Raw genomic sequence first — 13,681 nt, forward strand, 5'->3', positions numbered from 1 at the left:
CGTTTGTTAATATGTACGCAAGGGCAGGCGAAAAGTTTCCTACTTTCGTAAGATTTTTCGCAAGCACCTCGCAGTCAAGCGTTATTTACCTGCGTTCATTCTTCGCAACATTTCCCACAGTTGCTCGCGAGTAACGGGTGCTTTCGGATTGGATCCGTCTGAGATTCCGTTATCCATAACCCACTTCTGCGCTTCGGGGAACGATGTGCTTTCCGGTTTATTATTCGCCACTTGTACCGCCTCCTTTGGTTCTGGTTTAATCGGTTGGTCGACCGATTTTAAAAACGCTTTCCATGCCGCTTGATTCTCAACGAAAGGTTTCGGGCATATCTTACCGGTGATGTCGTAGTGCCTGACGATGCGGTTCTGCGTGTCTGCCAACTGTGGAAACTTCGCTTGCAACATCTTCACGACTTGGCGAGTACGTTCGACTGTATCCGGGTGAAACGTGCCGTCCTTTTCGATACACATTTCGATTCCGATCGTGAGTAGGTTTGCGTTACCTTGCGGATAGTAAGACGCAGTAGCTTTCAGCGCTGACAGTAACGGACCTGCCTTCCGTTCATTAGCGTGGTAGCCCACTTCATCCAACGGAATTACTTCGAGTGCTTCGTTCTTGTCAACGAAAATATGCGCACCAGCATAACGCCCCCCACCTCCGTCTGCTCCGTCGAAGAAGTTTGCGTGCATAAGAGCGTTGGCGCCTGGATTAGCTGTGTAGTGGATGACGATTGCCTGCACGCGAAGTAACTTGTCGCCAGGGCGGGAATATTTGTTGACGATAACGTGGTCTTTCTTGTAACTAAGCGCGACCATTACTCATCGCCGCCTTCCTTATCCGTAAACCCTTTGCCGATTGACGGATTGCTCACGACCCCCGCTGCGACTAGAATCGTTAGGATTGCCGCGACATATTGATCGTATTGCTCAGGCGCCAATACTCCGAAGTCGTTTACGATTAATCCTCCGAGTGCAAACAACGCAACCCATAATCCGTAGTTTTTAAATCTTTCCATATATTTCGCTTCCCTTCCGTTTGGTTTCGTGCTATAATTCGCATAAGGTCGGCGCCGTTTGAAATCATCCGTTAATGCTTTCAACCCGACGGCTGCCGACTGGCTAATTAAAAATGGCGATACCTACCGTTACGAGAAAGCCCGTAATAGCAAGAATCGCCGTCACTACGATATTAAAACGAAACTGAGTCGTCGATAGTAAATCGTCGAACTTTTTTTGTGTCCGCGTATCTAATTCGTCAATGTCCTCGCGATTTTGAGCCGCTAAACTCAACCCGCGTTCAGCTTTCGCATCCGCTTCCTCAGCTGTACGTTTGACTTCGTTCAGAAAATCCACTTTCGTATCAATCCGCACAAGCCATTCGCGAATATCTGCGATTTTATCGTTGAGCTCGCGTCCTGTTGGTTCGTTCAAAGGCGCCTACCTCCTTTCTATGGTATAAGAAAAAGCCGCCGGTTAGGGCGACTTCGTTTGTTGCGAATTTATGTCCGATTGTTCAGTTTACTCAGCCATCCAAAGGAACGATGTGTTGACTGTTGGAGTAGGAGAAACTCTAATATCAAATGTTGTGGCAGTTCTTGCTTCAACAATATATTTTTGCACTTCTGAAAGAGTCGTCATTGTTATATCGATAAAAGGTGGAAGATAGCCTACGTTATGTGTCACTGTTATTTTATCTGTACCTGCATTCACTGTCGCTACCCCTTTTTGGCGATTTACTATCGTGTCTAACCCTAAGTTATTACTTACAAAGTGACCTGATCTGCTCCCATACATTGCACCACTAGTATTGCTAGTAAGGTTGTTTCCAACGATTCCGTAGTTATTAGCTGTACCGTTTAGAGTGATTCCGAATCCTTGATTGGCGCTTATTTCGCTGCCGGAAAGCACTAAATTAGATGAATTGAAAATATTCACTCCATGTGTAGAACCTTCTTTTACCGCCAACCCATTTATTCTGACGCCAGAAGCCTCAATTTGGACTCCTCGTCCAGTAGAACCAATAGATTTCACATTGGCTAGGTCGAAATCACTTCCTTGAAGAAATACGCCTATTGAACCGCTGCTTATACTAACACAGTTATCCATTTGAATTTTTTTACCCGCTAAACTGTAATTGTTTAATACTGACCCTTTAACACTGACATTTATCAAACTTATATTCTTTTCGGTCGTTTGGTCTGCTATAACAAGACCTTCTCCACCTGCATTAATAATCGAAACATTGGAAAACTGTATGTCTTTAGAAGCACCTGAAACTAATATTCCTCTATTGACAGAATTTTTAATGGAGATGTTATTTGCTTTAACTTTTTCTGCAAGAATTTGTAAACCCATGTAATCTCCGTCAGAGAAGAAACCATCGAAAACTACATCGTTTGATCCGTAAATAAAAACAGAACGAGAATAGGTGTGCCCATTATTCTTTGACCACACATTTCGAATGATTACATTCTTGCTTGAATATGCACCTTGACCATTTGAAGGGTGCAGAGGCGATCCACCACAATTAGATACATAAAGACCATCGATTAGAATATTTTCTCCACCATCGAGGTCAAGACCTTCATTTTCACAGTTTTCAATCCAAACGTTTTTAAAACGGAGATCAGTACCAAGAATGATATCTATACCTTCCCAAGGTTGTCCGGTATCTTTAACAGCGTCAGCAGCTAAGCCGCTTTTGTTACCGTCAACCCTTATGTTTTCAATTGTAATGTTCTTATTACCATTCGTGTGGTCTTTGTTAATAATGACAGGAACAGCGTACTTAAACCCAGCAGGTAACTTTATGCATGAATCATATCCCACACCAACTAAACGAATATTGGAAGGTAATTGTAAGTATGCAACATAAATCCCTTTAGGAAAGAAAATGCTACCCCCGCCTTGGCTGGATACGGTATTAATTAAGTTTTGCAAAACTGTTGTATCATTTGTGATTCCGTCGCCTTTGGCTCCATAAGATTTGACATTATACGCTATATCTGCCAACTGCGCACTAAGCGTACTCACATCCGTATCCTTCAGACGCAAGTATTCCGCATTAGCATAATCGCCCTGCTCCTTCGCGTATGCTGCCTGCGTCTCAGCATCAACCGCATTCGTGTTCGCCAATCCTGCCGCCGTATTCGCCGAGTCCGTGGCGCTTTCTGCGTCTGCTTTAACCTGCGATAAACTAGCCAATTCAGCCGCGGCAGCATCCGCCTGTTCCTTCGCATAGTCGCCTTGATTTAGAGCGTACGTAGCGTTTGTTTGAGTGTCCTCAACTAAGCCGGAAACCTCAACGAAGAGGTCCTGCAACAAAGGCAACCCTTCGCCGCCCTCGAACGCCGCGCCTAAATTCCGATACACGTACACTTTTATCGTCATTGACGAAAGCCTGCGCCCTTCCTTGAAAAGCTGCACGTTTAATTCGCCGAGCCCCTCGACCGCCATTTCTTCGGCGCCCATCGGATAAGTGATGACGTTATCGACTGCCGTGATTTCTCGCGTGATGACGTTTTTGTCAGGTCTGCGATAGTTGGCAACGATGCGATCGGCTGTACTCAGGTCGGCAGGGCTTCCGTTTTCAAGCACCGTGAACTCAAACTCGTTCGTGTCGTACTGGTTGACTTGCGGCATGGGTATTTTCGACGGCTTCCGGAAATCGAGCGTAATAGGAATCGTATTTACTATTTCCATGCGTTAACACCTCCTGATAATTTTCAAACAATAAATTCCGTCCGGCGAATTTCGTGTTTCATTTTTGCGCCAACTTCTAACGGCATAGTCCAGCTTGTTTCCGAGTATTTCCCACTTACGTTTAAGTCGCTAAATTGAACGGTGAAAACGTCAGCATAGTCGTGAATCGGCATGATAGCCGTCTCAAACTCGACCTTTCCGAATTTTTGTGACGCTTCATAAGCCAGGCGCTGGACGTAAGCGTCGAGAGTAGCCTGGTCAGCCACGTTGTCAATTTCGCGATAATCTACAATGTTTCGTCCTCGACTAACGGTTGAAAGTGAGTTGTTCGGATTGTCGTTCGTATATGCCGAGCTCAAGCTAATCGTCTCCGTTTCGCTGTCCTTCACAACAACGCTCCACACATTCGGAAGATCGAATATGTCTAGCTCCTCGGAGTAACCGCCGGCGATTACGGAATCGCTGTCTGTTACGTAGTCATACTCGCTTGCTCGTTCCGTCGGACTCCTGTAATTGCTCGAAGTAAAATATCCGTTTACATCTACGTGGATTGATTCGTAATTTATTCCGCGTAAAAGTTCATTGACAGCGTAAAGTTTTTCCTTGCCGACCTCAAACGATATGTCCTTCGATGTCACTTTGTCCGCACGCTCTATGTTGTATTTCGAGATACCAGCGCTGGCTAGTATGTCTATCACCGCTTGCGTGTAGTTAGTTCCGGAAGGGATATTATATACTTCCGTAAATTTGTCGTCGTTTAGTACGATCAATCCGTCGTACGCGTCCACTTCGCGAAAAACTTGGCCGTCCGACTCGTAGCGAGTAGGCGAAGAAAGGAAAAATTCGCCCATTGGAAATTCCGCCCATCCATTTCTAACGAATAATCGAACTATTGGACGTATGCGATCCGTTAGAAAGTCGATGTTACCATCCTCACGCAAACGAAATTTAGCTTTCCGTTTTATAGTCGCCAAGGACTGCTGCGTGACCTCTCCGTTGATAACGTTGTACAAGTCCGACTTCTTGTTGCCGTTTTTATCAAGCAGTTCGTATCGAAAATCCAACCTCCGGTGAGCACTGTGTAGTGCCTTCTTAACTTGTTCTGCGGTAAAGCCGTCACGTTCTAGCGATAACATTCCGCACCTCCTAAATAAAAAGAGAGCGCTGTTATACGCTCTCTTCGTAGTCTATTCGCATAATTTCAAGTTCCGTCGTTTGTCCGCCCCATATTTCATCAGCAAGAGGAAAACGGGTAATTAATCCGAATAATTTGCGTCCCTTGCCGTCGCGATAGCAGACAATATTGCGACTGTAGATGATCTTTTCTAACGCCTGCCGTTCCGCTGATTCTTTTAGGATAAGCGCAAACGGTACAACGTAATCTTCCATCTCGCCTGTTTCAGTTACCGGTCGCGTTCGACCTTTAAACCTCATCGTCGACGATTCGATTTCCCATTGCGATGACCGTCCATCTCCGTCATAACGGAAATTGTGAAGCGTGTTCTCTGCGTCGTTTATGTCGTAAAGCCATATTCCGCGTAAACTTATCGAGGCTTGGTGGACGGTGCTTTCTGAGGACGTAAGATTATCGCCAATCGCCAACACTTTGTACTCGTAAGTTTCCCCGCTCGCGACGGAAAAGTCACGATAGCTTGCGAAAATGTTTTTAGCGATTCGAATCCAGTCTCCGCCCTGCTTGCGTCTGTATAGATCGTTACCTACGATTGTCGGTTCGCTTCCTGTTGGCTCGGGATTTAGAATGGAAATGTCGACGTATGCAGTTTCAGATACTACGCTTACTATCGGACTTTTTGGCGGAGTGTAAGAAACAGCGAAAGGTATTTCCGCCGGAACACTCGGAACATTCTGACCGTCCCATACCGTGATTCTCACTCGATATGACAACCCGTTTTCAAGCGCCTGCCCGAGCGTAAGTGACCTCGACCGACTGTCCTGCACCTTTCCGCTCGACCATACTACATCGCCAACCTCCGAAAGTAGCTCGACATTGTAGGCGCTTTGACCTTCGCTTTCCGGGTCGCTCATTGACCAACTCACCGTCAGCGAGGCGAAAGGTACTGTTTGGTCTTGTTGCGGATTTAGTATCGTTACGGTTGGCTTTGAACTCGTTCGGAATACACCATAATCCGAATAAGGTCCCGCGGTGTCGGAGTTATCCCACGTTCTCACTCGGAATTGATATTGCTTATTATTCGCCAAGGTTCCGCCGATAATAGTGTGATTCGTTTGAGCGTTCGCAATTTTTGACGTATCGAGTACAACTGTGCCATTAGATGCGTCAACTATCTGAAGTTGATAAGCCGTCTGACTGTCGCTCGGATTTGCGTCGCTATACTGCCAGGCAAACGTGGAATCACCGCTCGCATCGAAGTTATCTTTTTGCGATAAAATTGGTGCGTTAGGAGGCGAGTTCAGCTTTAAATATTCTCCGTACACATTCTGATTATTGTATGTGTACATGTAGAAAATCGAATTATTTTCCGTATTTGAATTAGCCTGTATGTGGTTTATAGAGTTGCCTGGAACCAGTGATTCCGGACTTCCCCACGTAAATCCGTTAAAGATGACTCTTTTAGGGTAATAATTCGGGTATAACGATCCATAATACACGTGAATGATCGATTGATAAACCGCGATAGCTGGATCCTTTTGCGCTTGAGCGTCAACAATAACCGTAGGCGCATCCCACGTCAGACCTTTGTTTGCGCTCTTACTGTAGCGAATATCATAGTACTTTCGATAAGCTACGTGTAGATTGCCGTAAACGTCCCGATGTAAAGACGGCGCAGTTATCTCATCTCCACCTGTTCCTGATGCCGTATCAATCGTTACCCGCGGTTGCCACGTACCGTTTACCTTACTAACAGAAACTAGTGAAGGGAACTGACCGCCAGGACCTGTCGATCCGTACAGAGACAAAATAACGGGTACTCCGGCGACAACTTCAATAGCAGGGCGAATATGGTAGTACGTTGCGTCTGATGAAGCGACTTCTAAACTAGAAAATGTTACTGTAGAGTCGCTGTTTATTGTACCTTTTATATAATTATCTACAAACGGACCTGTGTCAGAACCAGACGTAGCTATATGGAGGTTATTACCGTCTATCTTCATAGCTACTGAATCAGTGTATTTCATCGCACCCGCTTGTTGTTTGTTCACTACATTAGTTCCAACAGTAGTGGCGTCAAAGTAATAAACGGAGATAGGCATTTGCACATTATTAAACGGAGCGTCAGCTACCAATACGTAAATCACGTTACCCTTGTTGTCTATGGTTATTCGATTAGCACCAACGCTTCCGATTCCGCTTCCAGTTAAGGAGGTTAAAAGCGTGTACGTCTGACCCTCGTCTTTCGAGACATAGAACCTAATATTGGCGTTTGTTGAGGAATACACCGCGTTAATTATCCAGCCGTTAGCGAGTTGGACGGATTTTCTTGGACCTTGAATAGACGATTCATACCCGTTGACTATCGTCGGGTCGATGACCACCGGATATACCCTTTCAGCAGCCGTCATCCATTCATAGCTAACGATGATGTCGAACATCATTTCCCCCTCATCGTCAAACCATACGCGATACTTTCCGTATACTACTTCTCTATCAAACGCAGAATCGAACGCAACAACTTGAGGTAGCTCGAAGACCAGTTTATCTCCGTCAAATATCTGAATACCGCCGGTAGTTTCGAAAGGGTTGATTCGCTCAACTCCCTCCGCGAATATTTTCAAGTCATCGTCGAACTTCATTTTTCCGCCAACCGCAAAGTCCACACTGCCGAACATCCACGGAGACGGATCCGGCTGAAAACCTTGTATTAATATTTGATGCTTCAGTCGGTCGTTTTCTTGAATGAACCAATCGTCAACATCCGGCATTGAACGGTTATATCTCGCATAATTAGCCTTGATCTCCAAAGGGACTTCTTGCACCGTATACACTACTTCTTCAAATCCCGTTGAGTCGATGTAACGCATATCGCGAGGCGTCCATGATATTCGTCTATCATTACTAACGAATACAACTTCGTTTCCTTCCTGGTAAAACTCGGACTTTACGTTTCCGTTGTCCGCTAAAAAGAACCCCGGTGAAATGGGGTAGATAGCGTTATCAAGACTGCTTACATTACCTTCCTCTTCTCTAACGATAATGCTCACGAAAACCCTCCTTTCTTAAATAGTTTTCCGCCCTAATTATATTCCTGCGATAAATCGAGCAGACCCGTTTCCTCGTCCATGTTAACCGTTAAAATAGACCCGTCTGACATCCGATAAGTTAACGGATATAGGCCGTCTTGCGCCGTTGCGATGCGATTAATGTACCACTGATCCCACGGCTGGTAATAAGTATCAACATACGTGTTGTGGGCGATTGAAAAAATCTTCAACGTCTCGACCGGAATCAATTCTGCGCCAGGTTGGTTCGGACTCGAAAGTCGTTGCCCTCCTCGCATGATTGATCCGTCTACTAATTGCGCTTGCCAGTAGGTTGCGTCTTTCATAAATATTCGTCCTCCTTATTTTCGCCAAGTACCGCCAGTTCTGTTTGCGATTTGCTGGTCGGCGTAAAGTTTCCGATTAATGTCCGGATATACCGTTTCTGCGATTACCTTGCCGTCGAGTACGGATTGTACGACGATAGTCTGATTGCTTGCGTAACTTCCGACCGCACTCCCTCCGCTGTTTATACCGTAACTAACCGATTGCCTGCTTACGTTAGGCACCGCCGCGTTTGCCATCGCGCCTGCCATTTGTTGTATTCCGCCAATACCTCTACCAATCCCTACCGCAAATCCTTGCCAAGTATACTCACCTAACTGCATGAGTACACGTGAAGGAGAATGGATTCCAAGTAAGTCGCGGACTGCTTTAGGTATCGCGTTTACAATAGACTCGATCTTTGAAGTAACTGCGTCTTTCATTGAGCCTATGCCTTCAATAAAACCGCGGATAACGTCTTTTCCGATTTCAACTAGATCGATGTTACTGAAGAAACTTTCGATATTGTGCCAAATGTCCTCAGCGATCCCTTTTATAGCGTCCCATGCGCCTTCCCAATCGCCTTTTAATAGCGACATTCCTGCGTCGATTAAACCAACAACGAGGTCAATCCCAGAACCGATTGTCACCTTCATGACTCCCCAAGCCATTTTGACAATTCCCTCGATAATCGGCCATACTGTTCGGAAGATCGTCTCGATAGCTGCCATTGCGACCGAAATTGTCAGCTTAATTCCTTCGAACGCATTTTTCACGAAGGTCATAATCGCCGAGCCGTGTTTGTTCCAGAGCCCTTGAAATTTCGCAAGTTGCTCTCCGCCAAATGCCACGACTGCCGACATGACTTTTTTCGTTATATCAGATATAAACTCCACCGCTTTATTCCATGCGTTTTTAATCCAAGCCCATGCCGAGTCAACCATCGCTCGAAACCAGTCGACTTTGTTGTATGCTACGACAAGTGCGGCGCCGATTAATGCAAGCGCCGTAACGACTCCGCCAATAATTGCGATAGTAGTAAGCATTGCTGAAACGGTTGTGCCGAGCGCCACTGCAATTGCGCCTAGTCCGGACATAAGCGCCGGCAAAAGCGAAATCATTATCATTATCGGTCCAGCGATTAACATGAACGCCGAGGTTAGCGCAGCCATAATCGCCAGCGTCGTCTTCGTGCCTTCGCTTAGTCCGTTGAACCAATTGACGAGTCCTTGGACTGCCGTAGCAAGCCATTTAACAACAGGCAATAGCGCCGTGCCGATCGAAATAGCCATCGCCTCGAGTCCGGACTTCAAAATCGTAAGTTGCCCGTTGAGGTTATTCAGTTGTTGCTCCGCGATGGTTTGAGCCGTGCCGCCTGCGTTCTGTAGTTCGCCTGTGAACGTTTGAAGCGTTGCTGGACCGGCGTCTAGTAACGTCAGCATCGCCTTCATTGATTCTGCGCCAAATATCGTGCTGATTGCGTGAAGCTTTTGTTGCTCCGTCAATCCGGCAGTCGCCGTTTGAAGGTTCGTCATTACTCCGCTAAGAGGCAACATTTTACCTTGCGAATCAAACGCGTTGAACCCGAGTTGCTGCATTAGTTCCGACGCCTCTTTTGTTGGCGAAGCTAATCGCGTCAAGGACATCGAAAGACTCGTACCCGCTTGCGCTCCTTGAATTCCAGAATTTCCAAGGATACCGGCTGCCGCTGCGACTTCCTCTAACGATATGCCCATTGCGTTTGCCGTTGGGGCAACATATCGCATTGTATCTCCTAGCATCTGCAGGTCTACGTTCGAACTCGTAAATGTCTTCGTTAATACGTCAGCGACTCTCGCAGTCTCACCGGCCTGCAATCCGAATCCGCTTAGGATGTTCGACGTGATATCCGCCGTTGTTCCGAGGTCGGTTTGACCGGCTGCGGCTGCGTTGAGTAGTCCCGGCATTGCCGCGATAATTTCCGACGTCTTATACCCTGCCATGGCGAGATACTGTTGCGCTTCTGCCGCTTGCGTTGCCGAATATGACGTCTTAGCGCCCATCTCCTGCGCATTGGCTGTAAGTCGCTTTAGTTCGTCCGCAGACGCACCGCTCAGCGCCCCAACTCGACTCATCGCCGACTCGAAGTCCGCCGCGACTTTTACCGTTGCGCCTAGCCCGATTGCCCCTGCCGCTCCTGCCGCAGTGAGTGCTGCGCCAACCTTTCCGATCGAATCGAACGCCTTCTTCGTTGTGGAATTCAGACTGCCCATCGTTTTCGAGAAGTCGTCAATGGCGCTTATCTTAAACGAAATTCCCAATCCGTCAGCCATGCTTGCTCACCGTCCTTCCTAACGTGCTTTCTAAGTCCGCTAGAGTCGCACGTTTTTCTTCTATAGAAACGACCTTCCGCGATCGTTGTTTTCCGTCTTTATCCTTGCCGAGTAATTTGTCCGCAGATGGCGGTTTCTTGACATGCGCTGAAATGACCCACGAAGCGAGCTGAGCCGTCCGTTGCCATTCGATGTCCTGGCGCAGTTTGAATCCGTCCATCATGTTGCGAAACTCTCTCGGCGTTGTGTCCCAAAACTGTTCCGGATGGAGGTCGAGGTAGCCGAATGCTTGCGTCATGAGTTCGTCGTAATCGAGCGAACCCCAACCTCCGTTTAGTTTTTTGCTTCTTCGTCCGTGCCTTCTGCGTCCACATTGACGCCCTTAAGTACCTTCGATTCTTCGATTGCCGACTTCATTTTTTCGCTGAGGTCTTGAAGCGTCAGTTCCTCGTTTTCGATTGCGTCTTCGATCATGTCGTCGACTTTATTTAGCGTGAACTTTTCCTTGCGTAAGCACGCCCAAATCAGCACGGATACTTCGTTAAGTCCTCCGCGATTGATCTCTTCCTCGAATACCTTCTGAATCGATTTACCGTAGTGTCCTTCGAGTGCTTTCAGCGACTTAAACGTGAAGCGCAATTCCCTCGCTTTTCCGCCTAGTTCGATTGTTGTGTTAGCCATTCGCCATTCCTCCTCGTATTAATAAAGAAAGCGAGCCCGTGAGGACCCGCCAATTTTTTATGCGCCCGGTGATTTCGTGTACTGACCTTTACCGTTAAGAGTCACGGAATACGTCGCTGAATCATCGTAAGGTGCTTCGTTGCTGAAGTCCGTGATAATCGCTTCGCCTTCGTACTTCGATCCGCCCGCAGTTTCCCAGCGAACTAATACGATGCCCTTGTTGTCGAATGCGTTTTCGAGCGCTTGGTAGCCTGCGTCATCCTCGACAAGCAGTCCGTCGGCTTCGATTGACCACGATGCGATTCCGTAGTCTTCGTCCTTGAAACCATAATTGTCTTTTGAAGTGAGGTCGATTGTATCAGTTGAACGATTAAAAGTACCTCCACGCTGGCCTGCTACCTTAGTGTAAAGCGGTGTTTCTTCTGTACCTGTATTAATATAAAGTAAAAAATTTACTCCTCTTGCCATTTGTCAAGCACCCCTTTTAATGTTTTGTTAATAGAAAAAGCACCCTTGAAATAGGTGCCTTTGCCTTTGAAATATTCTTCTAATTGGGTAAAATCATTACTTTTTGTACCAAAGGTGTTGTGGAAGCTCCCTGATATTTTTGGGTTATGGCAATTCCTGCACATTGTTATCCCGTTATCAACCTCGAATCTCTGATGGTGATTGTTTGAGAAATTGAGGATGTGGTGTGCTTCTAAATTTCCACCGGTGTTATCCCCACAACATTGACAAGTGAAATTGTCTTTTTCAAATACCTTCTTACGCCAATTCGCGTACTCTATCGTTCTTCTTGCTCGCTGAGATTCGGTGTGGAAACCACCTTTCCAACAGTGATGGTTCTCGCCTCTGTATTTTTGAGATAGCAATTCTCTCGCACACTTCGGACACCCTCGGCGTTGTTGAATATTGTTAAGCGTAGAGGTCTGAACCTCTTCCGGATGGTTTAAGCAGCGATAATCTAACGGCTTTGCATTCCCGAAATATTCTTCGCTTACCAATTTGCATCCATTTTCCGCAAGAATACGCCTAACGTCTTCAATACTGTGACGTCTTTCCTCAGCCTTGCAATACTTGCAACGATGTCCTGCATTGAGATTCCCGTATGACATTCTCGAAATAGCTTCCGGATGTTTGTCGCACTTGTATTCTAAGGAGTATCGCATCCCTCTATATTCGTTACTAATCAACGTATATCCATGACTGCGAAACTGCTCCCGTATAAACTCAATACTGTGCTTTTTAGGCATCCGGATCCCCCTATTGTTTGAATGTGTTCTCGCCGTTCTTGACCTGCACATATACCTCAATATCGAAATACAACCGATGCTTCCCCGTCTCATCCGACGCCGACTCAACCGGCATTGGAGTCGCAGCTAAAACATCGCAATAAAAAAAGCCGGCTTCCGTTGGTGGAAACTGACTCGTATTTAATAACGTGATATTCGGTTGAAGTAGCGCCTGCCTTATCGAATCCTCAAGCCGTGACCTTTGCGAAACTGAGTCCGCATAGAGTCCGACTTGAAAGCGATAAGTTGTTTCGTAGTATGATCGTTCCTTTGCGATGACGTTCGTGTTCGCCTGCATTTGCTCGACCGATGCGAACGGTTTAGCCCGACCGGTCAGCGATACACCGTCGTACATCCACACTACGTCGTTCAGTTCGTCGACATCCGCCTTTAGATGCGCGATAATCGAGTATGTGATTTCGTGTAACATTGTCCGCCCTCCTAATCGTCAAGGCCTCGAATTGCGTCTTGTATTTCACGGCGAAAAGGTTCACGGCCATTCCAGAGCGCCTTTCGGAAGTAGCCTTTTTTCGTCGCGTGTTCGTATTCCTGGCGCTGTGCATACGGCATGTTTGAACCGATTGTGCGAGCGAGCTTGGCCGGGCGTCCGTAAAGGTGAATCGAACGCTTCAAGTTACCGTCCTTATACGGAGCGTTTTCCTTGGCCTCGTTCGCTATCCGGACCGCATTGGCTTCCACAATGTTATCGAGTTCCTGCTCAAGCTGACGTGCGCCCTCACGCCCTAACTGACGCAACACTTCCTCGAGCCCTTGTACGTTAGCTCCGATTCTTCTCGCCATCTTACGTCACCTGCCTTGCGACACACTCGTAACGATTCGGGTCGCCGAGCCCTTTTTCATCGATTGCGATAAGCTCATACGCCACGCCTTGCCGGATGATGCGCTCCACGTCGCCGAGCGTAGCCGTCGAGGGAATCGTCACCTTGATGTCGTTCTGCATGAGTTCCACGCCGCCGATTACGTCTCGGTCTCCGTTCGCTACCGTCGAGTATTCCTTCCACACTACCTCAACGATTTCGGGCGATTGAGTGTCGCCGGTTGATTCGCCAGTCCACGGATCCTCGGCGCCTGGTACGATGTGAATCAGCGTGACCGGTTCGGTGCGGTTAGCGAGAATTTCCGACCGGTTGGATTTGATGAATTCGATGTCTTGTTCCGTTAACATTAGCG

14 protein-coding genes and 1 pseudogene are annotated in these 13,681 nt (G+C 47.0%); all 15 read right to left on the bottom strand.

The window, feature by feature from the left end; all coding sequences use genetic code 11:
* Window positions 1-81: 81 nt before the first annotated feature.
* Window positions 82-816, bottom strand: a complete 735-nt coding sequence (locus KYJ26_RS16615) for a peptidoglycan recognition protein family protein (RefSeq protein ID WP_219168481.1) — start codon at window positions 814-816, stop codon at window positions 82-84.
* Window positions 816-1,016 (bottom strand): phage holin family protein, encoded by a 201-nt coding sequence (locus tag KYJ26_RS16620; RefSeq protein WP_219168482.1) that lies wholly within the window; start codon window positions 1,014-1,016, stop codon window positions 816-818. Before KYJ26_RS16620 ends, KYJ26_RS16615 begins: the two co-directional genes overlap by 1 nt.
* A gap of 103 nt (window positions 1,017-1,119) precedes the next feature.
* Window positions 1,120-1,431, bottom strand: a complete 312-nt coding sequence (locus KYJ26_RS16625; RefSeq protein ID WP_219168483.1) for a holin — start codon at window positions 1,429-1,431, stop codon at window positions 1,120-1,122.
* Between the two features lie 87 nt (window positions 1,432-1,518).
* On the bottom strand, window positions 1,519-3,702 hold the full coding sequence (locus KYJ26_RS16630) for a glycosyl hydrolase family 28-related protein (protein ID WP_219168484.1): 2,184 nt from the start codon (window positions 3,700-3,702) through the stop codon (window positions 1,519-1,521).
* A gap of 23 nt (window positions 3,703-3,725) precedes the next feature.
* Entirely contained in the window at window positions 3,726-4,838 is a 1,113-nt protein-coding gene (locus tag KYJ26_RS16635; RefSeq protein ID WP_219168485.1) for a hypothetical protein, read from the bottom strand.
* A gap of 31 nt (window positions 4,839-4,869) precedes the next feature.
* Entirely contained in the window at window positions 4,870-7,884 is a 3,015-nt protein-coding gene (locus KYJ26_RS16640; protein WP_219168486.1) for a glycoside hydrolase family 78 protein, read from the bottom strand.
* 32 nt (window positions 7,885-7,916) lie between these two features.
* Window positions 7,917-8,180 carry a hypothetical protein gene (locus tag KYJ26_RS16645; RefSeq protein ID WP_219168487.1) on the bottom strand — a complete coding sequence of 88 codons (264 nt, stop codon included), beginning with the start codon at window positions 8,178-8,180 and terminating at the stop codon, window positions 7,917-7,919.
* A gap of 63 nt (window positions 8,181-8,243) precedes the next feature.
* A complete protein-coding gene (locus tag KYJ26_RS16650) occupies window positions 8,244-10,517 on the bottom strand; it encodes a phage tail tape measure protein (protein ID WP_219168488.1) in 2,274 nt (757 codons plus the stop codon).
* Window positions 10,510-10,818 (bottom strand): annotated as a pseudogene (locus KYJ26_RS16655) (phage tail assembly chaperone); the annotation flags it as partial. The pseudogene KYJ26_RS16655 and the gene KYJ26_RS16650, both read right to left, overlap by 8 nt.
* A gap of 32 nt (window positions 10,819-10,850) precedes the next feature.
* Entirely contained in the window at window positions 10,851-11,198 is a 348-nt protein-coding gene (locus tag KYJ26_RS16660) for a hypothetical protein (RefSeq protein ID WP_219168490.1), read from the bottom strand.
* Between the two features lie 57 nt (window positions 11,199-11,255).
* A complete protein-coding gene (locus KYJ26_RS16665) occupies window positions 11,256-11,666 on the bottom strand; it encodes a phage major tail protein, TP901-1 family (protein ID WP_219168491.1) in 411 nt (136 codons plus the stop codon).
* A complete protein-coding gene (locus tag KYJ26_RS16670; protein WP_219168492.1) occupies window positions 11,651-12,451 on the bottom strand; it encodes an HNH endonuclease in 801 nt (266 codons plus the stop codon). The genes KYJ26_RS16665 and KYJ26_RS16670 overlap by 16 nt, the downstream gene beginning before the upstream one ends.
* A gap of 10 nt (window positions 12,452-12,461) precedes the next feature.
* Window positions 12,462-12,920: a hypothetical protein gene (locus tag KYJ26_RS16675; RefSeq protein WP_219168493.1), complete on the bottom strand. Its 459-nt coding sequence runs from the start codon at window positions 12,918-12,920 to the stop codon at window positions 12,462-12,464.
* Window positions 12,921-12,931: 11 nt separating this feature from the next.
* Window positions 12,932-13,291: an HK97 gp10 family phage protein gene (locus KYJ26_RS16680; protein ID WP_219168494.1), complete on the bottom strand. Its 360-nt coding sequence runs from the start codon at window positions 13,289-13,291 to the stop codon at window positions 12,932-12,934.
* Window position 13,292: 1 nt separating this feature from the next.
* Window positions 13,293-13,676: a hypothetical protein gene (locus KYJ26_RS16685; protein ID WP_219168495.1), complete on the bottom strand. Its 384-nt coding sequence runs from the start codon at window positions 13,674-13,676 to the stop codon at window positions 13,293-13,295.
* Window positions 13,677-13,681 lie beyond the last annotated feature (5 nt).

The organism is Rossellomorea orangium (assembly GCF_019334305.1).
Taxonomy (GTDB): domain Bacteria; phylum Bacillota; class Bacilli; order Bacillales; family Bacillaceae_B; genus Rossellomorea.

Excerpts from the sequence above, each read along its gene's own strand:
- KYJ26_RS16665 (WP_219168491.1), bottom strand. The coding sequence starts at position 11,666 with ATGGCAAGAGGAGTAAATTTTTTACTTTATATTAATACAGGTACAGAA.
- KYJ26_RS16685 (WP_219168495.1), bottom strand. The coding sequence starts at position 13,676 with ATGTTAACGGAACAAGACATCGAATTCATCAAATCCAACCGGTCGGAA.
- KYJ26_RS16660 (WP_219168490.1), bottom strand. The coding sequence starts at position 11,198 with ATGGCTAACACAACAATCGAACTAGGCGGAAAAGCGAGGGAATTGCGC.
- KYJ26_RS16620 (WP_219168482.1), bottom strand. The coding sequence starts at position 1,016 with ATGGAAAGATTTAAAAACTACGGATTATGGGTTGCGTTGTTTGCACTC.
- KYJ26_RS16675 (WP_219168493.1), bottom strand. The coding sequence starts at position 12,920 with ATGTTACACGAAATCACATACTCGATTATCGCGCATCTAAAGGCGGAT.
- KYJ26_RS16650 (WP_219168488.1), bottom strand. The coding sequence starts at position 10,517 with ATGGCTGACGGATTGGGAATTTCGTTTAAGATAAGCGCCATTGACGAC.
- KYJ26_RS16635 (WP_219168485.1), bottom strand. The coding sequence starts at position 4,838 with ATGTTATCGCTAGAACGTGACGGCTTTACCGCAGAACAAGTTAAGAAG.
- KYJ26_RS16680 (WP_219168494.1), bottom strand. The coding sequence starts at position 13,291 with ATGGCGAGAAGAATCGGAGCTAACGTACAAGGGCTCGAGGAAGTGTTG.
- KYJ26_RS16645 (WP_219168487.1), bottom strand. The coding sequence starts at position 8,180 with ATGCGAGGAGGGCAACGACTTTCGAGTCCGAACCAACCTGGCGCAGAA.
- KYJ26_RS16670 (WP_219168492.1), bottom strand. The coding sequence starts at position 12,451 with ATGCCTAAAAAGCACAGTATTGAGTTTATACGGGAGCAGTTTCGCAGT.
- KYJ26_RS16630 (WP_219168484.1), bottom strand. The coding sequence starts at position 3,702 with ATGGAAATAGTAAATACGATTCCTATTACGCTCGATTTCCGGAAGCCG.
- KYJ26_RS16615 (WP_219168481.1), bottom strand. The coding sequence starts at position 816 with ATGGTCGCGCTTAGTTACAAGAAAGACCACGTTATCGTCAACAAATAT.